The organism is Arthrobacter sp. TE12231 (assembly GCF_054062895.1).
The window spans coordinates 986,377-1,007,227 of record NZ_JBSSFS010000001.1; the positions used below are offsets into that span (position 1 = coordinate 986,377).

Annotated in this window: 22 protein-coding genes; 12 read left to right on the forward strand and 10 right to left on the reverse strand. The window is 67.1% G+C overall.

What is annotated here, in order from left to right:
• The first annotated feature begins 29 nt into the window (after positions 1 to 29).
• From ACVWYS_RS04530 to ACVWYS_RS04540, 3 genes are all read left to right on the forward strand, one after another.
• On the forward strand, positions 30 to 1,313 hold the full coding sequence (locus ACVWYS_RS04530) for a citrate synthase (RefSeq protein ID WP_116767324.1): 1,284 nt from the start codon (positions 30 to 32) through the stop codon (positions 1,311 to 1,313).
• Positions 1,314 to 1,530: 217 nt separating this feature from the next.
• Positions 1,531 to 2,208 (forward strand): TetR/AcrR family transcriptional regulator, encoded by a 678-nt coding sequence (locus ACVWYS_RS04535; RefSeq protein ID WP_456508528.1) that lies wholly within the window; start codon positions 1,531 to 1,533, stop codon positions 2,206 to 2,208.
• A 48-nt stretch (positions 2,209 to 2,256) separates the two neighbouring features.
• On the forward strand, positions 2,257 to 2,868 hold the full coding sequence (locus ACVWYS_RS04540; RefSeq protein WP_116767326.1) for a hypothetical protein: 612 nt from the start codon (positions 2,257 to 2,259) through the stop codon (positions 2,866 to 2,868).
• A gap of 15 nt (positions 2,869 to 2,883) precedes the next feature.
• Here ACVWYS_RS04540 and ACVWYS_RS04545 read toward each other — a convergent pair whose 3' ends face one another.
• On the reverse strand, positions 2,884 to 3,735 hold the full coding sequence (locus ACVWYS_RS04545) for a hypothetical protein (protein WP_456508529.1): 852 nt from the start codon (positions 3,733 to 3,735) through the stop codon (positions 2,884 to 2,886).
• Positions 3,736 to 3,843: 108 nt separating this feature from the next.
• Positions 3,844 to 4,866 carry a 2,3,4,5-tetrahydropyridine-2,6-dicarboxylate N-succinyltransferase gene (dapD, locus tag ACVWYS_RS04550; protein ID WP_344367178.1) on the reverse strand — a complete coding sequence of 341 codons (1,023 nt, stop codon included), beginning with the start codon at positions 4,864 to 4,866 and terminating at the stop codon, positions 3,844 to 3,846.
• 139 nt (positions 4,867 to 5,005) lie between these two features.
• On the opposite strand from dapD, the gene dapE reads away from it, so the two are divergent.
• Complete coding sequence (dapE, locus tag ACVWYS_RS04555; RefSeq protein ID WP_456508530.1) at positions 5,006 to 6,172, forward strand: succinyl-diaminopimelate desuccinylase; 1,167 nt, start codon at positions 5,006 to 5,008, stop codon at positions 6,170 to 6,172.
• Positions 6,173 to 6,281: 109 nt separating this feature from the next.
• On the opposite strand, the gene ACVWYS_RS04560 is transcribed toward dapE, so the two are convergent.
• From ACVWYS_RS04560 to ACVWYS_RS04575, 4 genes are all read right to left on the reverse strand, one after another.
• The gene (locus ACVWYS_RS04560; RefSeq protein WP_116767330.1) at positions 6,282 to 7,115 is read right to left on the reverse strand and encodes an amino acid ABC transporter permease; all 834 of its coding nucleotides are present in this window, start codon (positions 7,113 to 7,115) and stop codon (positions 6,282 to 6,284) included.
• On the reverse strand, positions 7,112 to 7,762 hold the full coding sequence (locus ACVWYS_RS04565; RefSeq protein ID WP_091249013.1) for an amino acid ABC transporter permease: 651 nt from the start codon (positions 7,760 to 7,762) through the stop codon (positions 7,112 to 7,114). Before ACVWYS_RS04565 ends, ACVWYS_RS04560 begins: the two co-directional genes overlap by 4 nt.
• 99 nt (positions 7,763 to 7,861) lie before the next feature.
• A complete protein-coding gene (locus ACVWYS_RS04570; RefSeq protein ID WP_116767331.1) occupies positions 7,862 to 8,746 on the reverse strand; it encodes a glutamate ABC transporter substrate-binding protein in 885 nt (294 codons plus the stop codon).
• A 63-nt stretch (positions 8,747 to 8,809) separates the two neighbouring features.
• Positions 8,810 to 9,565 carry an amino acid ABC transporter ATP-binding protein gene (locus ACVWYS_RS04575; protein WP_091249018.1) on the reverse strand — a complete coding sequence of 252 codons (756 nt, stop codon included), beginning with the start codon at positions 9,563 to 9,565 and terminating at the stop codon, positions 8,810 to 8,812.
• Between the two features lie 217 nt (positions 9,566 to 9,782).
• Between ACVWYS_RS04575 and ACVWYS_RS04580 the strand changes: the two genes are divergently transcribed.
• From ACVWYS_RS04580 to ACVWYS_RS04595, 4 genes are all read left to right on the forward strand, one after another.
• Positions 9,783 to 10,682 (forward strand): LOG family protein, encoded by a 900-nt coding sequence (locus ACVWYS_RS04580; RefSeq protein WP_237563450.1) that lies wholly within the window; start codon positions 9,783 to 9,785, stop codon positions 10,680 to 10,682.
• A 48-nt stretch (positions 10,683 to 10,730) separates the two neighbouring features.
• A complete protein-coding gene (locus ACVWYS_RS04585; protein ID WP_456508531.1) occupies positions 10,731 to 11,087 on the forward strand; it encodes a DivIVA domain-containing protein in 357 nt (118 codons plus the stop codon).
• 101 nt (positions 11,088 to 11,188) lie between these two features.
• Entirely contained in the window at positions 11,189 to 12,370 is a 1,182-nt protein-coding gene (locus ACVWYS_RS04590) for a hypothetical protein (RefSeq protein ID WP_456509133.1), read from the forward strand.
• 299 nt (positions 12,371 to 12,669) lie between these two features.
• The gene (locus ACVWYS_RS04595) at positions 12,670 to 12,837 is read left to right on the forward strand and encodes a DUF3117 domain-containing protein (protein WP_079550332.1); all 168 of its coding nucleotides are present in this window, start codon (positions 12,670 to 12,672) and stop codon (positions 12,835 to 12,837) included.
• Between the two features lie 126 nt (positions 12,838 to 12,963).
• Here the strand turns inward: ACVWYS_RS04595 and ACVWYS_RS04600 are convergent, their stop codons facing one another.
• The gene (locus ACVWYS_RS04600; RefSeq protein ID WP_091249026.1) at positions 12,964 to 13,596 is read right to left on the reverse strand and encodes an O-methyltransferase; all 633 of its coding nucleotides are present in this window, start codon (positions 13,594 to 13,596) and stop codon (positions 12,964 to 12,966) included.
• Positions 13,597 to 13,888: 292 nt separating this feature from the next.
• Here ACVWYS_RS04600 and sigE point away from each other — a divergent pair, with 292 nt between their 5' ends.
• The 3 genes from sigE to ACVWYS_RS04615 all read left to right on the forward strand — a co-directional run bounded on the left by sigE (position 13,889) and on the right by ACVWYS_RS04615 (position 16,407).
• Complete coding sequence (sigE, locus tag ACVWYS_RS04605; protein WP_116767334.1) at positions 13,889 to 14,542, forward strand: RNA polymerase sigma factor SigE; 654 nt, start codon at positions 13,889 to 13,891, stop codon at positions 14,540 to 14,542.
• A gap of 8 nt (positions 14,543 to 14,550) precedes the next feature.
• Positions 14,551 to 15,930 carry a hypothetical protein gene (locus ACVWYS_RS04610; RefSeq protein ID WP_456508532.1) on the forward strand — a complete coding sequence of 460 codons (1,380 nt, stop codon included), beginning with the start codon at positions 14,551 to 14,553 and terminating at the stop codon, positions 15,928 to 15,930.
• 81 nt (positions 15,931 to 16,011) lie between these two features.
• Positions 16,012 to 16,407, forward strand: a complete 396-nt coding sequence (locus ACVWYS_RS04615; protein ID WP_116767336.1) for a twin-arginine translocase TatA/TatE family subunit — start codon at positions 16,012 to 16,014, stop codon at positions 16,405 to 16,407.
• Positions 16,408 to 16,513: 106 nt separating this feature from the next.
• On the opposite strand, the gene ACVWYS_RS04620 is transcribed toward ACVWYS_RS04615, so the two are convergent.
• The 3 genes from ACVWYS_RS04620 to ACVWYS_RS04630 are packed head-to-tail and all read right to left on the reverse strand — an operon-like array spanning position 16,514 to position 19,735.
• Positions 16,514 to 17,641: an Mrp/NBP35 family ATP-binding protein gene (locus tag ACVWYS_RS04620; protein WP_456509398.1), complete on the reverse strand. Its 1,128-nt coding sequence runs from the start codon at positions 17,639 to 17,641 to the stop codon at positions 16,514 to 16,516.
• Positions 17,642 to 17,652: 11 nt separating this feature from the next.
• Entirely contained in the window at positions 17,653 to 18,459 is an 807-nt protein-coding gene (locus ACVWYS_RS04625; RefSeq protein ID WP_456509399.1) for a DUF1003 domain-containing protein, read from the reverse strand.
• Complete coding sequence (locus tag ACVWYS_RS04630; RefSeq protein ID WP_091249035.1) at positions 18,452 to 19,735, reverse strand: magnesium transporter MgtE N-terminal domain-containing protein; 1,284 nt, start codon at positions 19,733 to 19,735, stop codon at positions 18,452 to 18,454. The genes ACVWYS_RS04625 and ACVWYS_RS04630 overlap by 8 nt, the downstream gene beginning before the upstream one ends.
• A gap of 77 nt (positions 19,736 to 19,812) precedes the next feature.
• Here ACVWYS_RS04630 and ACVWYS_RS04635 point away from each other — a divergent pair, with 77 nt between their 5' ends.
• On the forward strand, positions 19,813 to 20,700 hold the full coding sequence (locus ACVWYS_RS04635; protein WP_456509400.1) for a general stress protein: 888 nt from the start codon (positions 19,813 to 19,815) through the stop codon (positions 20,698 to 20,700).
• Positions 20,701 to 20,851 lie beyond the last annotated feature (151 nt).

Genomic DNA, 20,851 nt, shown 5'->3' on the forward strand with positions numbered 1-20,851 from the left:
GAGGCCCCGATGCCTCATGAGGAGACTCCATGACTGAAACCACCAGCGCAACCCTGCGCCATGCCGGCGGCGAGCTCGAGCTCCCGCGCATCAAGGTTGTAGAAGGAAACGAAGGCTACGACGTTTCCAAGCTGCTGAAGCAGACCGGCGCCGTCGCCTTCGACCCCGGTTTCATGAACACCGCGGCCACCACCTCGGCCATCACCTACATCGATGGTGACGCCGGCATCCTGCGCTACCGCGGCTACCCGATCGAGCAGCTGGCTCAGCACTCGAGCTTCCTGGAAGTTTCCTATCTGCTGATCTACGGCAACCTTCCGACCCCCACGGAGCTGGAGTCCTTCGACCAGCGGATCCGTCACCACACCCTGCTGCACGAGGAGCTCAAGGGCTTCTTCAGCGGCTTCCCGCGTGACGCCCACCCGATGCCGGTACTGTCCTCGGCCGTGTCCGCGCTCTCGACGTTCTACCAGGACTCGCTGGATCCGTTCAATGCCGAGCAGGTGGAAGTCTCCACCATCCGCCTCATGGCCAAGATGCCGGTCATCGCCGCCTACGCCCACAAGAAGTCGATCGGCCAGCCCATGCTGTACCCGGACAACTCGATGAACCTCGTGGAGAACTTCATGCGCCTCAGCTTCGGCCTGCCGGCCGAGCAGTACGAGGTTGACCCGGTTATCGCCAAGGCCCTGGACCTGCTCCTGATCCTGCACGCCGACCACGAGCAGAACTGTTCCACCTCCACGGTCCGGCTGGTCGGCTCCTCCAACGCCAACCTGTTCGCGTCCGTCTCCGCCGGCATCAACGCCCTCTTCGGACCCGCCCACGGCGGCGCCAACGAGGCCGTGCTGAAGATGCTGCGCCAGATCCAGGCCGACGGCATCAAGCCCGAGGACTACATGGAGAAGGTCAAGAACAAGGAAGACGGCGTCCGCCTCATGGGCTTCGGGCACCGCGTCTACAAGAACTACGACCCCCGCGCCAAGATCATCAAGGCCACCGCCCATGAGGTCCTCAGCAAGCTGGGCGGCAATGACGAGCTCCTCGACATCGCCATGCGCCTTGAAGAGAAGGCCCTGGGCGATGACTATTTCATCCAGCGCAAGCTCTACCCCAACGTGGACTTCTACACCGGCCTGATCTACAAGGCCATGGGTTTCCCCGAGAAGATGTTCACCGTGCTGTTCGCAATCGGACGCCTGCCGGGCTGGATCGCCCAGTGGCGCGAGATGATCAGCGATCCCAACACCAAGATCGGCCGTCCGCGCCAGCTCTACATCGGCGAACCGGAACGGAACTACCCTTCGGTGTAGCGCACCGGCCGTTTACGGCAGCGCCGCACAGCAAAGTACGACGCCGGCCGCGCACCTCTCGCTGAGGTGCGCGGCCGGCGTCGTGCTCGGGGCGCGCCGTGCCAACGCTCCATGCCAACGCTCCGTTGTGACCAGGGCCGTTGTGACCCGCGCCACGTGCACGGGGGAACCGGTGTGCCCCGGGGCGGCAACGGCACGGACGTGCTAAAAAAGACCAGTGCCTAAATTTGTCGACGCCGTAATCCGGCGCCAGGAAGTAGTAGACGCAGTCTTCAGGATCATTGCTACGGATGGTCTTGAGCGGGCCTCCCTGCGCGAAGTTGCCGACGAAGCGCAGCTGGCCGTCGGCTCGGTGCGGCACTATTTCGCCAGCAGTGACGAGCTGTTGTCCCACGCGTTCGCCATTGTGGTGGACCGGATTCTTGGCCGCCTTGCCGCTGCGGACGCCCGGGTGGGAGAACTGCCGCCCGGCTCGGCCGAGCACCACAACGCCGTAGCCGCGCTGCTGGATGAGTTTCTTCCGCTGGACGAGGAACGGGCCGTCGACGCATGCGTGTGGATGGCCTTCAAGAACGCCGCCCGGACCCGGCCGTTCCTGGCCGCCGAGGCCGACCGCAGCCATCGTGCCGTGGCCGCAATAGTCGGCGGCCTCATCCTCGGCCTGGCCGCCGGGGCAAAAGGCCGCGACAGTGACGACGCCGCGGCCGGGATGGACCAGCAGGTGCTCGTCACTGAAGCCGAGCTGCTGCTGGCCGTCCTGGACGGGCTGACGATGCACGCCCTCCTGCAGCCGGAGTGGATGACGGCCCGCATGTGCAAGGATGTGCTGGAGGCCCATCTCGAGGGCCTGAACCGCCGGATGGCGGACCGGGCCCCAGCCGTTAACGTGCACTAACAACAGGAATAGACTGAGATAGTACGTCTTGCCAAGGGAGGCAATTGGATGCACCACACCGGCGGACCGGGCTGGCGGATCACCATGGATACATCTGGTCCCATGCTCATTGCCCTCTACGTTCGTGACGCCGCCGGACTGGACACCGCGGGGCATCCGGCACTGTGTCACGTGGCGCCGAAGATCCGAGCCTCGGACCATACACACCTGATCGCAGAGGTGGGAGGCACGGCCGTGCTCAAGACCGAGTGGGAGGCCTGGTGGGAGCAGCTGCTGAAGGCCCACCCGGAAATGTCGCCCGAGCTAACCCCGCCGGGCTTCGGGTCGTTCAGCAATTCACCGGCGCTTCGCCGCGTGCTGCAGGCGCACTTCGGCGCCGCGCTGACGTGGGCCCGGGAACGCCGCGCGGAATACCTGGCCCTGGAAGCGGAGCGCGAATCCAACAGCAACAATGAGCTCCTGGCCGACATGGTGGAGGACCGGTTGCTGGAAGTGGGCCGCCCGGCCCGGGATTTCAGCCTGACGATCATCGAACTCCCGCTGGCGGAGCCGCGGGCCTGGTACCTCGAGCCGGACAAGATTCTCATGAGCCAGGAGCTTTTGTCCGAGCCGGAACTGTTCCGCAGCTATGTCCAGCCGGTGGTCGATCTCCTCGTGTGAGCCGGCCGGCCGCCGCTAGCTGGCGGGCGCGTCGGCGACGGTCACCCGGACCTGCCCGGCCGGGACCTGCGCCGGCTGCCAGCCATCGCGGGACTGCCGGTTCCATGCGCGGCCGTCCACCTCGACGCTGGTGATGGACAGCGCTTTGGCGTTGGCCACGGCCCATTGGGCTATAGTCCAGGCCTGGGTGCCGTCGGCCTCCACGATCAAGGTCCGGCCGTCCGTCGACGTCGGCACGTCACCGAGCGCCGCCGTCAGCTTTGCGGTGACGGCGGCAGGATCCCCGGCGGTGTCGGGAGACCGCAGCGAACAGTCCAGGCCGGCGGGCGTCTGGCCGCTCAGTGCCGAGGCGAACGCGCGGGCCATCCCCTCATGCTGGGCGTAGGCACCCGGGTAAGCCGAGTGCTGGACTTGCTGGGCGGCGTCGGTGATGTCCAGCGATTGGTAGCCGGAGATCTCCACGAGCGCATCGTAGAACGCATTGCTGGCGTGGTATGGGTCCATCACCTGCGCCGTGGTGCCCCAGCCCTGGGACGGCCGCTGCTGGAAGAGCCCCCGTGAGTCGGGGCCGGCCTGGTCGCCGTGGCCGATGTTGCGCAGCTTGGATTCCTGCATGGAGGTGGCCAGCGCGATGCTGGCGGCGCGGGCAGGAAGCCCGCGCCGGACCGCCACAGCCGTGATGAGGGAGGCGTTGGCCGCCTGGTCGGTAGCGAGGTCATCGCCTCCGCTGCCTACCGCCGTGCAGCGTTCGGTGATCAGCGTTTCCGAACGCTGCAGGAACGCCACCGCGGTGTAGATTGCTCCTGCAACCATCGCAAGGGTCAGCAGAAGGACGATCCGGCGTCGCCAGCTCCCACGTCGTGCCACGAAACTTACTCCCTCAGGCCCTAGCGGGCTGCGTCATCGGCTGCTTCATCGACGGGCGCCCCGCCGGAGCGGCCTTCACCGCCCGCCATACCGTACCAGCCGGTCCGGTCAGTTGGCGTGCAGGTCCGCGTTGAGCTCCACGGTCTGGCCCTTGCGGGGGAGCGCCTCGACGGCGCCGGTGGTCGAATTGCGGCGGAAGAGCAGGTTCGGAACCCCCGAAAGCTCCACGGCCTTGACTACCCGGCTGGTGTCCTCGCCTTCGGCATCCCGGGGGCTAATGACTCGCACGCGCGTCCCGGCGGTGACGTAAAGGCCTGCCTCCACCACGGAGTCGTCGCCCAGGCTAATGCCCACGCCGGAGTTGGCGCCGAGCAGGACCCGTTCCCCGAGGGCGATCTTTTCCTTGCCGCCGCCGGAAAGGGTGCCCATGATCGAGGCACCGCCCCCGACGTCGGACCCGTCACCGGCGACGACGCCGGCCGAGATGCGGCCCTCGACCATCGAGGTGCCCAGGGTTCCGGCATTGAAGTTCACGAAGCCCTCGTGCATGACCGTCGTGCCTTCGGCGAGGTGCGCGCCGAGCCGGACACGGCCGGCGTCGGCGATCCGGACGCCGGAGGGGACCACGTAGTCCACCATGCGGGGGAACTTGTCCACGCCGAAGACGGTGACGGCGCCGCGCTTGCGAAGGCGTGCCCGGGTGAGCTCGAAGTCCTCGACGGCCGCGGGACCGAAGTTGGTCCACACCACGTTGGGGAGCTTGCCGAAGATGCCGTCAAGGTTGATGCTGTTGGGCTGGACCAGCCGGTGCGAGAGCAGGTGCAGGCGGAGGTATGCGTCCGCGGTGTCAGCCGGTGCCTCGTCCAGGTGGATCTGGGCGAAGACGACCTTCTGCTCGGTGCCGCGGTCCGGGTCGGTGCCGTTGGCCGCGATATCGATCAGCGACTGGTCCGCATTGGCCACGTCACGCAGGCTCGGCGCCGCGACTCCCAGCGCCGGAGCCGGAAACCACACGTCCAACACGGTGGCTTCACCATTGCGGGTGGATACGGTGGCCAATCCATAGCCGTAGGCAGAGCGGGCGTCAGAGCGGGCGTCGGCGGGCACGGCGGAAGAAGCAGTTTCAGTCATGGCCCAAGTCTAACGAGAGCGTCCTTGCGCGCTGAAACGTGAGTCGCCCAAGTGACTCGCGGCAGGGGCCGTTATGACGCCTGAAACGGCCCCTGCTGCGGTCAGTTGGGAGAGGCAGGCGAGCAGATAAAGTGGGACGGTGACCCCGACGAACCCCCGCACCCCTGCCAGCGCCCTTGACCGCAGTTCAGGGCATGCCCCTGTCCACTTGGACCTCCGCCAGGATGTCGCCCTGCTCACGGCCGCCTTGATCGACATCAACAGCGTCTCCGGCAACGAAAAGGCGCTGGCCGACGCCGTGGAGCATGCTCTCGGGCTGCTGCCGCAGTTGGAGCTGGTCCGCGACGGCGATTCGATCATCGCCCGCACCAACCTCGGCCGTGCCGAGCGCGTGATCTTGGCGGGGCACCTGGACACCGTGCCGCTGCCCATCACGGAGGGCTCGCTTGGGACCGTGCCGGCGTACTGGCCCTCCGGGGCGCCGGGGGAGGGCATCCTCTACGGCCGCGGCGCCACCGACATGAAGGGCGGCGTCGCTGTGCAGCTGGCGCTTGCGGCCACCATGTTCGACGCCGGCGCGGAGCCGGACAAGGACGTCACGTTCGTCTTCTACGACCACGAGGAAGTCGAGGCAGTGAAGAGCGGCCTCGGCCGGCTGGTGCGCAATCACGGGTCCCTGCTCGGCGGTGACTTCGCGATCCTGCTCGAGCCGACCGACGGCACGGTGGAAGGCGGCTGCAACGGCACGATGCGCTTCGAGGCGACCACACTCGGGGAGGCCGCCCACTCGGCCCGGGCCTGGATGGGCAGCAACGCCATCCACGCGGCCGCCCCGATCCTGGCCCGGCTGGCGGCGTACGAGCCGCAGACCGTGACGGTCGACGGCCTCGACTACCGGGAAAGCCTCAACGCCGTGAAGATTCACGGCGGCACGGCCGGAAACGTCATCCCGGACAAGTGCGTCGTGGAAATCAACTACCGTTTCGCCCCGGACAAGACCCCGGACGGGGCCGAGGCCGTGGTGCGGGAGCTGCTGGACGGATTCGACGTCGTCCGCACCGACAGCGCTGCCGGGGCGCGGCCGGGACTGAACCACCCGGCCGCCGCGTCCTTCGTGGCCGCCGTCGGCGCGGAACCGAAGCCCAAATACGGCTGGACCGACGTCGCACGGTTCAGCGAGCTGGGCATCCCGGCGGTGAACTTCGGGCCCGGCGATGCTCTGCTGGCGCACAAGGACAACGAGCACGTCGAGGCGGACGCCATCCGGGAATGTCTGCGGGCGCTGCGGACCTGGCTCAGCGCCTAACCGCACAGCGCAACGCGCGCACGCGGCGGAGCACGCGGACCGCGCACGTCAGGACGCAGAAAAGGTCCGGAACCCGTGGGATTCCGGACCTTCTCAGCGTCTAAAGGCCTTACTTGGTCGGGATCCCGGCGACCGGGACGTGTGCCACGCCGCCGGCGGCACGCTTGGAGCCGCGGCGTTCGAGCCAGATGGCCAGGCGGGAGACCGCAAGGTCGATCGCGATGTAGATGGCCGCGGCGACGAAGAACACCGGGAACAGGTACTGCGGGCCGAGGAAGTCGGCCATGACCTGCACGGCCCGGAGCAGCTCGCCGTAGGCGACGATGTAGCCCAGCGAGGTGTCCTTGAGCAGCACCACGAGCTGCGCGACCAGCGAGGGCAGCATGCGGCGGATGGCCTGCGGCAGCTCGATGGTCAGCCGGGACTGGAAACTGGTCAGGCCGATCGCCAGGCCGGCCTCGCGCTGGCCCTTGGGCAGCGACTGGATGCCGGCGCGGATGATCTCGGCAAAAATTGCGGAGTTGTACAGGACCAGGCCGGCCACGACTGCGACGAACGAGCTCGTGGCAAAGACGAGCAGAACGAACAGCATCATGAGCACCACGGGCATGCCCCGCAGGAATTCCAGCACCACCCTGATGGGCATCCGCACCCAGGCGTTGTCCGAGATGCGCAGCAGGCACACGAGCAGGCCCAGCGGGAAGGCAATGACGGCCGCCACGGCCGCGGCGGCGAGCGTCGCGCCGATGCCGTTGCCGATCAGCACCCAGACATCGGGAATCTGGAAGACCGCCCAGCGTTTGGGGTCGAAGATTCCCTGCTGGGCCAGGGTCATGACCGCCAGGACGAGGAGGCCGCCGATCACGATGACGCCGATGATCGAGCCGATCAGCGAAATCCGGCGGGCTTTGGGGCCGGGGACGTCGTAGAGAACAGAGCTCATCGCGCGATTGCCACCTTTCGTTCAACGAAGTTGGCGAGGAAGCCAAGCGGGACGGTTATCAGCAGGTAGAAGAATGCGATGCCGACCAGGACCCACACGACGGCGTCGCCGTTGGCGTTGGCCAGCTGCTTGCCGTAGCCGAAGAGTTCCAGTACATAGAACGCGCCTGCAACGGAGGAGTTCTTGACCAAAGCGATCAGGATGTTGATCAGCGGCGGGATCACGGTGCGCAGGGCTTGGGGGAGGATGATGAGGGTGAGCACCTGGCTGAACTTCATGCCGATGCTGCGGGCCGCTTCGGCCTGGCCCACCGGGACGCTGTTGACGCCGGACCGCACGGCCTCGGCAATGAAGGCCGAGGTGTAGGCGCTCAGGGCGATGATGGCGGCGACCTCGAACTGTTGGAACGTGATGCCGAGGCGGGGCAGGACCACTGCCGCGAAAAAGAATGCAATGGTCAGCGGGGTGTTCCGGACGATCTCGACGTACACCATGCTGAAGCCGCGCAGCGCGGCGACGGGGGAGACTCGGGCCGCCGCGAGCACGGTGCCGACGATCAGGGCAATGATCCCCGAGACCACGGACAGGAAGAGGGTTCTGAGAAAACCGTCCCAATACTGGGGGAGGTTTTCAATGATGACGTCCATAAGTTCCTTCAGCTGCGTTGACGGGATTCCAGGCGAAAGACGGCAGTGGCGGCCGCCGGGCTGCGGGGTAACCGCGGGCCCGGCAGCCGCCAGAGTCGGCTAGTAGCGGTCGATCGTGGGAAGCTCGGGCGCGGTCTTGATGACGGTGCCGGCGGTGTCTTCCCAGGCCTTCTTGTAGGACCCGTCCTTGGCGAAGGCTTCCAGCTGGTCGTTGATCCACATGCGGAAGGCCGTGTCGTCCTTCTTCAGGCCGATGCCGTACGGCTCCTTGGTGAAGGTCTGGTCGGAGGCCAGCTTGAAGGCATCCGGTTCCTTGGATACGAATCCGGCCAGAATGACGTTGTCCGTGGTGACGGCTTCAACCTGGTGGTTGCGCAGCGGCTCAAGGCAGGCGGAGTAAGTCGCGGCAGGAACCAGGACTGCTCCGTACTTTTCCACGATCGTGGCGGCCGGGGTGGATCCGGTCACGGAGCAGACGTTCTTGCCCTTGAGGTCCTCGGGCTTGGTGATGGAGTTGTTGTCCTTGTTCACCATGAGGGCCTGGCCGGCCTCGTAGTACGGGCCGGCGAAGTCAACTTGGGTCTTGCGCTTGTCGTTGATGGTGTAGGTGGCGACGATCATGTCCACCTTGCCCTGCTTGAGGAACTCCTCGCGGTTGGCGGAGACCGTTTCAACCCACTCGATCTTGTCGGCGGGGATGCCCAGCTTGGCGGCAATCAGCTTGCCGATTTCGACGTCGAAGCCGACAGGCTTGCCGTCGAGGCCCTTCTGGCCGAAGAGCGGCTGGTCGAACTTGGTGCCGATGGTGATCTTTCCTGCGGATGAAAGCTTGGCCATGGTGGAATCGGCAGCAAAGCTCGGCTTCTCGGCTACAGGCGGGTTGGTGGTAGTGGAGGAGCTGCCGCCACAGGCGCTCAGGGTGAGCGCCAGTGCTGCGGATGCGGCAACCAGAAGGGATTTCCTCCGGGTCAAAAATGCCTTCATGACATTCCTTTCATTGGTCGGCCGCCTTCCGGCGGCCGGGGTGCGAACTCGCGAGCGATGAACTCAGTGCGTCAGAAGTTTGGACAGGAAGTCTTTGGCCCGGCTGCTCTTGGGGTTGGTGAAGAATTCCTCGGGGGTCGCGTCCTCGACGATCTGGCCGTCGGCCATGAACACGACGCGGTCGGCGGCCTTGCGGGCGAAGCCCATCTCGTGGGTGACCACGATCATCGTCATGCCCTCCTTGGCGAGCTGGACCATGACGTCCAGGACCTCGTTGATCATTTCCGGGTCGAGGGCGGAGGTGGGCTCATCGAAGAGCATCACCTTCGGCTTCATCGCCAGGGCGCGGGCGATGGCAACACGCTGCTGCTGGCCGCCGGAGAGCTGAGCGGGAAGTTTGGGGGCCTGATGCCCGACGCCGACCCGCTCCAGCAGTGCCATGGCGTCTTTGTCGGCCTCGGCCTTGGAAACGCCCTTGACCTTGATGGGGCCGAGGGTGACGTTCTCCAGGATGGTCTTGTGGGCGAACAGGTTGAAGGACTGGAAGACCATGCCGACGTCGGCGCGCAGCTTCGCCAGTTCCTTGCCCTCCGCAGGCAGTTCCTTGCCATCGATCCTGATGTCACCGTCGTCGATTGTCTCGAGGCGGTTGATGGCGCGGCAGAGCGTTGACTTGCCGGAACCCGAGGGGCCGATGACAACAACAACCTCACCTTTGCGGACATTCAGGTTGATGTCCTTCAGGACGTGCAACTGGCCGTAATGCTTGTTCACGGCCTTCAGGGAGACGAGCGCATCGCCGGGCACTTGAGTAGTCATATAAAGAATCTAACGAAGATTGACAAGATATGACGGCAATCACGCAGTTTGGTGCAGATCGTGATTCAAGAGATACCTGTACGCCCTGGTCCCCGGCGCGGCCACTGCCCGCTCTCCGGCCGCTGTTTTGCGCCTCCGGGCCGCAGGCGGTCGCAGCCTGCCGCCGGGCGTGGCGCCGCCGCACCGAAGCCGCGGGCGCGGTGTTCCGCGCTAGCCTATGGGCATGAGTACCGATCCGCAGCACGGCCCCGAGCAAAACCCCGAACAGAACCCCGCCGGAAAGCCGGCCCGCGAGGTCCGAAGCACCCCGGCGCCGAACGGGATCCGCCATAAAGGCCCGCTCGAGCTGCGCCGGAAGGCCGCCAAGGTCACAATGTCGGACCAGACCCTGCTCGACACCAAGGGGCCGGGCCAGTTCGTCCACACCGATCCCTGGCGCGTCCTGCGGATCCAGAGCGAGTTCGTGGAAGGGTTCGGCGCCCTCGCCGACCTGGGCCCGGCGGTCAGCGTCTTCGGCTCCGCCCGCACGGTGCCCGGAACCCTCAACTACGAGCTCGGCGTCGAGGTCGGGCGCAAACTGGCCGAGGCCGGACTGGCCGTGATCACGGGCGGCGGCCCGGGTTCGATGGAGGCCGCCAACAAGGGTGCCGTTCAGGGCAATGGCGTTTCGGTGGGGCTCGGGATCGAGCTGCCCTTCGAACAGGGCATGAACCAGTGGGTGGATCTGGGCATCAACTTCCGGTACTTCTTCGCCCGCAAGACCATGTTCGTCAAGTACGCCCAGGGCTTCATTGTCCTCCCCGGCGGCCTGGGCACCTTGGACGAGCTCTTCGAGGCCATGGTCCTGGTCCAGACCCGCAAGGTCACATCCTTCCCGATCGTCCTCGTGGGAACCGCGTTCTGGACCCCGATGCTCGACTGGGTCCGGGACACCCTCGTCACCGAGGGCATGGTGTCCGAGGAGGACCTTGACCTCGTGCAGGTGGTGGACGATCCCGCGCTCGCCGTCGAACTCGTCGTCGAGGGCGCGGCCCGTCACCGGAACCCGAACGGGGGCTCCACCAACGGGAACGGCACCGGAAACGGCAACGGAAAGGGCGGCGGAACGCGGGGCTGAAGCGCCGGGCTGAGCGCACCGGCGTCCGGCTTCTGGCACGATGGTCTAGTGAGTCTCTTTCTGGTCTTCCTTGCGATTGCGCTGACCGGCGTCGCCATCCTTCTGGGTACCGGCCTGGCGCCGAAAATCTTCCGCCGGGACACGGCCGGCGGCGCTGAGGTGCCCTTTGAGGACGGTTTCGACGAGCCGGTCGCGTCCCTGCCGCCGGTCCTGCTGCCAGACCGTGCGGCCGCGACGGACATCGACCATCTCCGATTTGCCGTCGGGCTCCGCGGCTACCGGATGGACCAGGTGGACCAGGTCCTTGACGATCTGCGGGACCAGATCACCGTCAAAGACCAAAAGATCGAGGCGCTGGGGGAGGAACTGGAACGCCTCCGCCGGCCGACAGAGCAGCGTCCGTGAGCCACGTGGAGGACCCGGAGGCAGTCCCGGCGCTTGACGCCGGGGGACAAAGGGGCCTGAACGCGGCGGCGTGGAGCAGCATCGCGGCGGCCGGCGCCCGGATGTCGCGGTGGCCGTGGTGGGTCCAGGTGGCCGGCCTGTACATCGCCGCCCGTCTGGTCAGCGCCTGCATCTTTATGGCCGCCGCGCTGCACCAGGGCGTGAATCCCTGGTTTCCCGCGAAACCGGACTACTGGAACTTCATCAACATCTGGGACGCCCGTTGGTACTCCGAAGCGCTGCAGAACGGGTATCCGGCGCTGCTGCCGACAGACGCGGCCGGCACCGTTCAGGAGAACGCGTGGGCTTTCTACCCGCTGTTTCCCGTGCTGGGCAGGGTGGTGTCCGGGCTGACGGGCACGGGTCCGGCGTGGTCGCTGACGGCCATTGCGCTGGCCGCCGGGCTGGGGGCAGCCCTCGTGGCCTACAGGATTTTCCGGCACCGGGCCTCCCACCGCACGGCACTCTGGGGGATCATCTTCCTGGCGGCATTCCCGGTGGCGCCGGTGCTGCAGGTGCCCTACGCCGAATCCCTCAACCTGCTGCTCCTTGGCGCCGCGCTGCTGCTGGTCATGGAGCGCCGATACCTGTGGGCCATGCCCGTGGTGCTCCTCATGTGCCTTTCCCGGCCTACCGGGGTCCCGTTTGCGGTGATGATGGGGCTGTTGTTCCTCTACCGACTCTGGCAGCGCCTGGCAGGGCGCCCCCCGCGCGGGGTTCCCGTCCACACCAACGCGCAGCTGTGGTCCCTGGGCGGGCTGACAGCCGTCAGCGGGGTCGGTGCGCTGCTGTGGCCGGCCATCGCCTGGGCCGCAACCGGTGATCTCGGGGCCTACACCAAGACCGAAACCGCATGGCGCGGCGATGACCTGGTGCCGTTCAAGCCATGGTTCGACACCGGCATCATGCTCTTCGGGCCGACGCTCGGAGTGCTGGCCCCGTTCCTTTTCGTGGCCGCCTTTACGCTTTTCATGATGTCGCGGCCCGTGGTTGCGCTGGGCGCTGAACTGAGGCTCTGGTGCTGCTGCTACATGGGTTACCTGCTGGCCTTCCTGCAACCGCAGACCAGCACGTTCCGGATGCTGCTGCCGCTGTTCCCGCTCGCCCTCAGCGCCGCACTGCTCTCGCGCTCCCGCGCCTACCGGGGAGCCGTGGTGGTCATGTTCGTCCTGCTGCAGATCGTCTGGATTGTGTGGCTGTGGGCGTGGGCGCCGCTGCCGGGCGGAGGGGACTATCCGCCGTGACCCACGGCACCATTTCGCGTTGCCGCCCCGGCTTTCCGGGGCGCGCTGGAAAGTCCAACGATTAGCTCCGGGCGCATTGTTACGCGATAATAGAGGATAAGCAAGGACAAGAAGCACACTGAGTTTAATCGCGAGCGGTTTGATGGCAAGCGGTTGATTCGCAAGCGGTTTATTCGTAAGCGGTTGTGAGCGGGTCTGTCACGGCGGCCTCCTGGAGCGCTGCCGGACGGCTTGATTGACCAAGCGGACGCAGCCCGGCCGGGCTGGTATGTCAGGGACTAATGGAGGGGATATTCCTTATGGCGGCAATGAAACCACGCACCGGCGACGGCCCTATGGAAGTGACGAAAGAGGGACGAAGCTTGATCATGCGTGTTCCGCTCGAAGGCGGGGGGCGGCTCGTGGTCGAGCTCAACGCTGCTGAGGCGACAAACCTCAAGGAATGCCTCGTCGGCGTCACCGAATAGCTTCACACCAAGAGCTTCGCAAGAGGGCGGGGTCCCAGCCACCAGGCTGCGGACCCCGCCCTTTTCTGCTTGTGCGTCCCCTGCTTGTGCGTCTCCTGCCTGTGCCTGGCGCGTGGTTCCTGACGCTTACTTCTTGACGGCTATGAGCAGGCCGTCGCCGGTGGGCAGCATGGCGGAGGCGAGTCGGTCGTCGTCGCGGATGGACTTGCCGATCTGGCGGAGCACCACGGTGGTGGCGTCCCGGGCGGCCGGGTTCGCCACACGGTCCTTGTCGAGGGCGTCGTTGACGATCAGCAGGCCGCCGGACTTGAGCAGCCGCACGGCCTGCTCCACGTAGCTGGGGTAGTTCGGTTTGTCGGCATCGATGAACACGAGATCGTAGGCCCCGTCCGTCAGCCGCGGCAGGACGTCGCCGGCGCGGCCCGAAATGGTGCGCGTGCGGTTGGCGGGGCTGCCGGCTTCCTGGAACGCTTCGCGCGCCGCCTTGAGGTGTTCGACGTCGACGTCGATCGTCGTCAGGACCGCCTGCGGACCGAGCCCGCGCAGGATGCACACGCCGGACACCCCGGCGCCGGTGCCGATCTCCACGGCGGTCTGTGCCTTGGACGCCGCTGCCAGCACCGTCAGCACGGCACCCACGCCTGGGCCGATCGGCGTCACGCCAAGCTCGAAAGACCGTTCGCGCGCGTGCAACAGGACCTCATCCTCGGCAGGCAGATCTTCTGCGTAGGACCAGCTCGTGGACTTATCGGCGCTCATGGGTAATCGCTTTCTGGGCGGCAGGGGAGTACTCCCTACAGCGTACTGTGTCCGACGGGACGCGACACGGAGGCGGCGGGGCCGTGGCCCCGGCAGACGGGCAGGCGATCCGCCTCGGGGCAGGCGTTCTGCCTTCGGCGGAAGACTGCGTCGCGTCAGGAAATTCCCAGCTTATTTTGAAATGATGGGTATCCGCTCATCCGCGTGGTGATCGGCGTCGAATGAAGAGTGCAGGAACCTGCGCGAGCAGGCACCGTTCAGGCGTAGGTACCATCCATGAGGGGAGCGGACGATGTCGGTTCTGACACCTGTCCCGGCAACTGAGGCAACTGATCCAACCGGCCAGCCCGGCACCGCGGCGGAAGCCGAATGGGTACGGCCCACCTGGGAGGAAGTGGTGACGAACCACTCCGCCAAGGTCTACCGCCTTGCGTACCGGCTGACCGGAAACAAGTACGACGCCGAGGACCTCACCCAGGAGGTGTTCGTCCGGGTGTTCCGTTCGCTGGAGAACTTCAGGCCGGGCACCCTGGACGGCTGGCTGCACCGGATCACCACCAACCTTTTCCTGGACCAGGCCCGGCGCAAGAGCCGGATCCGCTTTGACGCCCTGGCCGACGACGCCGAGTCGCGGCTCCCCGGCCGGGAACCCGGCCCGGAGCAGAGCTTCGAATTCAACAACCTCGACGTCGATGTTCAGGCCGCGCTTGAAGAACTGCCCCCGGACTTCCGGGCCGCCGTCGTGCTGTGCGACCTCGAGGGCCTGTCCTACGACGAAGTCGCCGCCGCGCTGGACATCAAACTCGGCACCGTCAGGTCCCGCATCCACCGCGGCCGGACGATGCTGCGCGAAAAGCTCGCGCACCGCGACCCGCGCCCTGCACAGCAGGCCAAGCAGTCCCTCAAGCCGCGGCTCAAAATGCCGCGCATCGCCGGCCTCCTCTGAAGCGGTCCATGGGTCTACTGAAACGTTTGCTGGGCGGTTCCGGCTGCAGGTTTTCGGGCAGGACCGGCCGTAGCCGCATCGGCGCCACCCGGAAGCTGTCCGCCGGCCACCACGATCACATGGAGACCTGCGCCGAATGCCGCGCCCGGCAGCAGCGCGAGCGCCAGTACCTGGAGAGGCTCCGCGGCGCCGCCGTGCCCGAGGCCAGCGAGGACCTGACCGCACGGCTCCTGGCACGGACCGGGCAGTTGGCCGCCGAACGCGCAGCTGCAGAAGGCACAGACTCAGCACGAACTGATACGGCACCGGCGGGCACAGCCCCTGCAGGCAGCGCGCGGGCGGACACGGAAGGCGCGGAATCGGCCTGGGCCGACACAGCGCCGGGAGGCACGCATCAGGCGCCAGGGCGTTTGCCCGCAGAAGACTTCACGACAGATCGGCCAGGGACGGACCGGCCGCTTGGCCGTTGGCCGGCGGAGGCCGCGCATCCCCAAGGCGGCCGCCGCCGCGGCCCGCGCCTGCCCGCACTGGCGGCGGGAGGGGCCGTAGCCGCCCTCGCCCTCATGGCCGGCACCGCATACTTCATGGGAGGCGACGCCACAGTCCTGGCCGACGGCGCAGAGACCTCCAAACTCTCCCACCCCGATACCGCAGGGCAGCTCGCCACCGGAGAGCCGCTTGCCACGGGGAACCTGTCTGATGTCGACGGCTCCAGTGCCGGCGGAACCGGCACCGCCGGCGTCCCGGGGGACGCGGGAAGCGGACCCTGGGTTGGACTCGGCCCGGGCGGCGAACCCGATTTCACCCCGGCCGGGGCGTTGAGCGCCGGGCAGCTTGCGGCTTTGCGGGCGCAGGGATGGACATGTCCGGAACTGCGGGACCTAGGATTCCACCTGATGTGGGCCCGGGCCGGTGTCATGTCCGGGGACGAGGTCCTGGAACTTCGCCTCACGGACGGCCGGCACTTCGCCACGGTCCTGGAACAGCACGATTCCGCGCCGCGGGTGCCCGGAACGCCAGCGGCACAGGCCCGGGCGGATGCTTCGCCAATCAACGTGCTGACGGGCCACACCGCCATGACGGACGGCTTCACGGTGGCGAAGGCCGGTACGGCCGCAGCCCCGGAATCCGGGCCTGACGCCCGGCCCGGGGCCGGACCCGGGGACAATGCGCTCTGGGTCAACCCCGGCCCGCCCTACCGGGCCATCTACCAGACCGCCGCGGCCACCTACACGTACGTGTCTGACCTGCCGGCCGATCAGGCCGGCGACGGCGCTGCCGCCCTCACCCGGGTAAGCAGCCCAGCCTCGGCGCCCGCGTCACGCGACGGAATCCCGGAACGGATCGAGCGCGGGCTGAGCCGAATCCTGGAGCACCTGGCCCCGTGAGGCAGCAACGGGGTCGACATCGTAGGCATCCCGACTTCGCGAAGTCGTCGCCAGCCCGAACGAGAGGGTAATCTTCCTAAAGTGCTTGGAATCAATGGACCGGAGTTCTTACTTCTGCTGATCATCGGCCTTCTGGTGATTGGTCCCAGCAGGCTGCCCGAATACACCCAGAAACTTGCCAATATCGTCAAGGAAGTGCGCCGGATGGCGTCGGGTGCGCGGGAACAGATCAAGGAAGAAGTCGGCATCGATATCGACGAGGTCGACTGGAAGAAGTATGACCCCCGGCAGTACGATCCGCGCCGGATCATCAAGGAAGCGCTCCTGGAGGACGACACCAAGCCGGTGAGCTCCGGGGCGCCCGTAACGGTTTCCGCGGCTGCGGCCGCCACTGCCGTCGCCGAACACCGCCCGGCCCGGGTCTTTGAGCGGCTGCCCGCGGGCGAATCAGCGCCCTTCGACTCAGAAGCGACCTAGGACCTCACGCGGCCCGGCCCAATATGCGGCCCGGCTCGAATGATCCTGCCCCGGTCTGAGGACGCCAACAGTGGCGCCAGCCGTCTGCCTCAACCTGCCGCCCCGGTCAGCGGGGCTGCAGACCCAGCGGCATGCCCTTGAGCCCGCGGGGCACCGACGCCAGCTTCCCGGCGATCCCGGCCAAGGCAAGGGCAGCCGGCGTCTCGGGACGGCCCAGCACGAGCGGCACCCCGGCATCTCCGCCCTCACGCAACAGGACTTCGAGGGGAATCTGGCCCAGCAACGGGACGTCCTCACCCACGGTGGCGGAGAGGCGCTCGGCGAGCACGGCGCCGCCGCCGCTGCCGAACAGTTCCATCCTGCCGCCGTCGGGCATTTCAAGATAGGACATGTTTTCCACGACGCCGGCCACGGTCTGGCCGGTCTGCGTGGCGATCGCCCCGGCCCGCTCGGCAACATCCGCGGCGGCCGCCTGCGGAGTGGTCACGACCAGGATCTGGGCCTTGGGCAGCAGCTGGGCTACGGAGATCGCGATGTCGCCCGTGCCCGGCGGCAGGTCCAGGAAGAGGGCGTCGAGGTCGCCGAAGTACACGTCCGTGAGGAACTGCTCCAGCGCCCGGTGCAGCATCGGCCCGCGCCATGCGACGGGCTGGTTTCCGGTGACAAACATGCCGATGGAGATGACCTTGACCCCGTAGGCCACCGGCGGCAGGATCATGTCGTCCACCCGCGTGGGGGCCTGGGTGATGCCCATCAGCGCCGGGACGGAGAAACCGTACACATCCGCGTCCACGATCCCCACGCGAAGCCCCTGGGCCGCCAGCGCGCACGCCAGGTTGACCGTCACCGAAGACTTGCCCACCCCGCCCTTGCCGCTCGCGACGGCGTACACCCTGGTCAGAGAGCCGGGAGCGTTGAACGGGATGCCGCGCTGGCCGCCGGAGCCGCGCAACTGCTCCTTGAGGGCGTCGCGCTGCGCCTGCGTCATGACTTTCAAGTCAACATCGACGCCGGTGACGCCCGGGACGGCGGACAGGGCAGCTTCGGCGTCCGCGGTGATGGTGCCGCGCAGCGGGCAGCCCGCAATGGTCAGAAGCACCACAAGCCGCACCCTGCCGCCGTCGGAGATCTGCACCGACTCCACCATGCCGAGCTCGGTGATGGGGCGGCGGAGTTCAGGGTCGATCACGGTGGCAAGTGCCGCGTGCACTGCCTGTTCCAGCGGGGTGCTCATGCGGGCGATGCTCAGCTTTCGGGGAAGGTGCGGTGTGCAGGCAGGCGGGCGGGGTCGGCAGCATCCGCAGCATCGGCCGTGAGGCTCGACGGCGGGTTCGCGGAGGGGTTCAATGGCGGGTTCGCTTTCCGGTCCTCCTGCGCGGTGTCCCGCTTGCCGCCGGTCTTGACGCGGGGGATCTGCTGGGTCCGGGGCCCGCGCTGCTTGTCGCGACGCTCCTTCAGCTTCTCCTTGACCTTGTCCCGCGGGGTCTCGTGGGCGCCGGCAGAAGGATCATGCGTGCGCAGTTCCTCCTGCGCCTCCAGCATGTCCTCCAGCAGGCTGCGCAGCTCGGCGCGGACGTAGTCGCGGGTGGCGACCTCGCGCAGCGCGATGCGCAGGGACGCAAGTTCCCGGGTCAGGTACTCGGTGTCGGAGAGATTGCGCTCAGCCCGCTGCCGGTCCTGCTGGAGCGAGACCTTGTCCCGGTCGTCCTGGCGGTTCTGCGCGAGCAGCAGCAGCGGAGCGGCGTAGGAGGCCTGGAGGGAGAGCATGAGGGTCAGCAGGGTGAAGCCCAGTGCCCGTGAATCGAACTGCCATTCAACCGGGGCCCACGTGTTCCAGCCCAGCCAAAAGACACAGAACACGGTCATGTAGAGCAGGAACTGCGGGGTGCCCATGAAACGGGCGAAGCCTTCCGTGGCATGGCCGAAGGCGTCCGGGTCGGGACGGAAATTGGGCAGGATACGTTGCCGGCCGCTGAGAGGCGTGTCCAGGCCGCCGGAAGTCCTGCTGCCGGGGCGGACGTTGGAGGTCCGGGGTGCGGTGGGATCAGCCAATGCGGCCTCCAAGCTTCCTTATCGGGGCGTCGTCCTCGTGGGCGCGCCAGTCGTCCGGCAACAGGTGATCAAGCACGTCGTCAACAGTCACCGCCCCCACAAGCCGTCCGTCCGAGTTGACCACGGGGAGCGAATTGAGGTTGTAGGTGGCCAGGGCCCGGGCCACCTCACTGATATGGGCCTGGTCGGAAACCGGTTCCAGGCTCTTGTCCACGAGGTTGCCCAGCGGCTCGGGCGGCGGGTAGCGCAGCAGCTGCTGGATATGCACGACGCCGAGGAAACGCCCGGTGGGAGTTTCCAGCGGTGGACGGGCAACAAAGATCGAGGACGCCAGCGCGGGCGAGAGTTCCTCCCGGCGGACGTGGGCGAGTGCCTCGGCGACGGTTGCCTCCGGGGGAAGGATCACCGGAACCGGCGTCATGAGGCCGCCGGCGGTGTCCTCGTCGTATTCGAGCAGGCGGCGGACGTCCTCGGCGCCTTCGGGTTCCATCAGCTGCAGGAGTTCCTCGGCCTGCGCGCTGGGAAGTTCGGCGAGGAGGTCCGCGGCGTCGTCGGGATCCATTTCCTCCAGGACGTCGGCGGCGCGGTTGATGTCCAGCGCGGAGAGGATCTCCACCTGATCGCCTTCGGGCATCTCCTGCAGGACGTCGGCGAGCCGTTCGTCCTGGAGTTCACTGGCGACCTCGAAGCGGCGCTTGTCGCTCATTTCCTGGAGTGCTTCGGCGAAGTCGGCCGGCTTGAGGTCCTCGTGCGTCGCCACGAACTGGGTGGCGGCCTGGGGCTCGGTCTTGGCGCCCTGTTGGGCATCGGCCCAGTCGATGATCATGGTTTCGTTGCGGCGCAGCCGGCTCAGCGGTGAGAGGGAGTGGCCGCGGCGTACGAAAAGCTTGCTCACGAACCAGTCGCCCGAGCGGTGCTTGTCCATGGCGATGTCCTCGATGGTCGCGTCTCCGCTGCCGTCCGCGAGGGTCACCCGGCGGTCGAACATTTCAGCGACCACAAGGGTTTCCGCACCGCGCTGTTCGAAGCGGCGCAGATTGACCAGGCCGGTGCAGATGATCTGGGTCTGGTCGATGGACGTAATCCGGGTCATCGGCACAAACACGCGCTTCTTCCCGGGGACTTCGACGACGATGCCCACCACGTGCGGGGCGCCCCTGGTTCCCCGGGAGAGCACCACGACATCGCGCAGCCGTCCCAGACGGTCGCCCAGTGGGTCAAAGACGTCCAGTCCGAGGAGGCGCGCGACAAACACCCGCGTAAGATTCGTGCTCACTCATACAGGCTACCCAGTCTGCTCTCTTTTAGCTGAATTTCCAGCCGTATACCAGCCGGATGGGTGAGAATGGGCGTATGTCAAACATTTTTGGTGCTCCCAGGGCCGGTGCCCCCAACGGCTCGGACGAGGCCCGCGCCGTCCCGAGAGGCGACGTCGTCGGTTCCTACAACTCCTACCTGGATGCCCAGAAGGCGGTGGACTACCTGGCGGACCAGCAGTTCCCCGTGCAGATGGTGTCGATCGTGGGCAACGATCTGAAGATGGTCGAGCGGGTGACCGGCCGCCTGACCTACCCGCGGGTCGCCTTGTCCGGCGCCCTCAGCGGCATGTGGTTCGGCCTATTCGTCGGCGTCATGCTCTCCTTCTTCTCCACGACCCCCGGGTATTTCTCGATTGTGACGTCCGTGCTGATGGGCGCCGCATTCTTCATGCTGTTTGGCATCGTCACCTACGCCATGCAGCGCGGCAAGCGCGACTTCACCTCAACCAGCCAGGTGGTGGCGACCAACTATGACGTGGTGGTCTCCTTCGAGGCCGCCGGCGAAGCGCGGCGCCTGCTTCACCAGTTGCCCATGACGCCGCATGACGCGTCCGGCTACCGGCAGCAGGAACCCCAGCAGCACAACCCGCAGCAGCCGGGCCCGCAGCAGCCGGGCCCGCAGCAGCCAGGCCAGCTGGGCCATGCACCCCAGCGCCCGGCGGGCTGGAACGATCCCTACGGCCAGAGAACGCCGGAGCCCGGCAGCGAGCCGGCCGGACAGTACCAGGGCGGCCAGCCCCAGCAGGCCGGGACCCCGGGCCACGCCCCGGCGGCCCCGGGCACGGAGGAAGAGCCGGCCCGCCCGGCAGGCCGGGTCTCCGGCGTGACCTACCCCGACCTCCCGGACGGCCGCCCGCAGTACGGGGTCAGGGTCACGGACAGCGACAAACCCGCGTCGGGCCACGACGGCCAGCAGCACTAACCCGCGGCAGAGGAAAGCTTCAGAAGAGGCCTGCACGAGACAATCGGCGAAAGAAGACTCACAAGAAGCTAGCCTCACAAGAAGCTGCAGACGCAGAAAAGGGAGGGTCCCAGGGACCCTCCCTTTTCTGTGCTTCTTCGGCTCGTCTGAC

What these genes read in the sequence shown, in the direction of transcription:
- ACVWYS_RS04530 (WP_116767324.1), top strand. Translation starts at nt 30, where the DNA reads ATGACTGAAACCACCAGCGCAACCCTGCGCCATGCCGGCGGCGAGCTC.
- ACVWYS_RS04540 (WP_116767326.1), top strand. Translation starts at nt 2,257, where the DNA reads ATGCACCACACCGGCGGACCGGGCTGGCGGATCACCATGGATACATCT.
- dapD (WP_344367178.1), bottom strand. Translation starts at nt 4,866, where the DNA reads ATGACTGAAACTGCTTCTTCCGCCGTGCCCGCCGACGCCCGCTCTGAC.
- ACVWYS_RS04560 (WP_116767330.1), bottom strand. Translation starts at nt 7,115, where the DNA reads ATGAGCTCTGTTCTCTACGACGTCCCCGGCCCCAAAGCCCGCCGGATT.
- ACVWYS_RS04565 (WP_091249013.1), bottom strand. Translation starts at nt 7,762, where the DNA reads ATGGACGTCATCATTGAAAACCTCCCCCAGTATTGGGACGGTTTTCTC.
- ACVWYS_RS04570 (WP_116767331.1), bottom strand. Translation starts at nt 8,746, where the DNA reads ATGAAGGCATTTTTGACCCGGAGGAAATCCCTTCTGGTTGCCGCATCC.
- ACVWYS_RS04575 (WP_091249018.1), bottom strand. Translation starts at nt 9,565, where the DNA reads ATGACTACTCAAGTGCCCGGCGATGCGCTCGTCTCCCTGAAGGCCGTG.
- ACVWYS_RS04580 (WP_237563450.1), top strand. Translation starts at nt 9,783, where the DNA reads ATGGGCATGAGTACCGATCCGCAGCACGGCCCCGAGCAAAACCCCGAA.
- ACVWYS_RS04590 (WP_456509133.1), top strand. Translation starts at nt 11,189, where the DNA reads ATGTCGCGGTGGCCGTGGTGGGTCCAGGTGGCCGGCCTGTACATCGCC.
- ACVWYS_RS04595 (WP_079550332.1), top strand. Translation starts at nt 12,670, where the DNA reads ATGGCGGCAATGAAACCACGCACCGGCGACGGCCCTATGGAAGTGACG.
- ACVWYS_RS04600 (WP_091249026.1), bottom strand. Translation starts at nt 13,596, where the DNA reads ATGAGCGCCGATAAGTCCACGAGCTGGTCCTACGCAGAAGATCTGCCT.
- sigE (WP_116767334.1), top strand. Translation starts at nt 13,889, where the DNA reads ATGTCGGTTCTGACACCTGTCCCGGCAACTGAGGCAACTGATCCAACC.
- ACVWYS_RS04610 (WP_456508532.1), top strand. Translation starts at nt 14,551, where the DNA reads ATGGGTCTACTGAAACGTTTGCTGGGCGGTTCCGGCTGCAGGTTTTCG.
- ACVWYS_RS04620 (WP_456509398.1), bottom strand. Translation starts at nt 17,641, where the DNA reads ATGAGCACCCCGCTGGAACAGGCAGTGCACGCGGCACTTGCCACCGTG.
- ACVWYS_RS04635 (WP_456509400.1), top strand. Translation starts at nt 19,813, where the DNA reads ATGTCAAACATTTTTGGTGCTCCCAGGGCCGGTGCCCCCAACGGCTCG.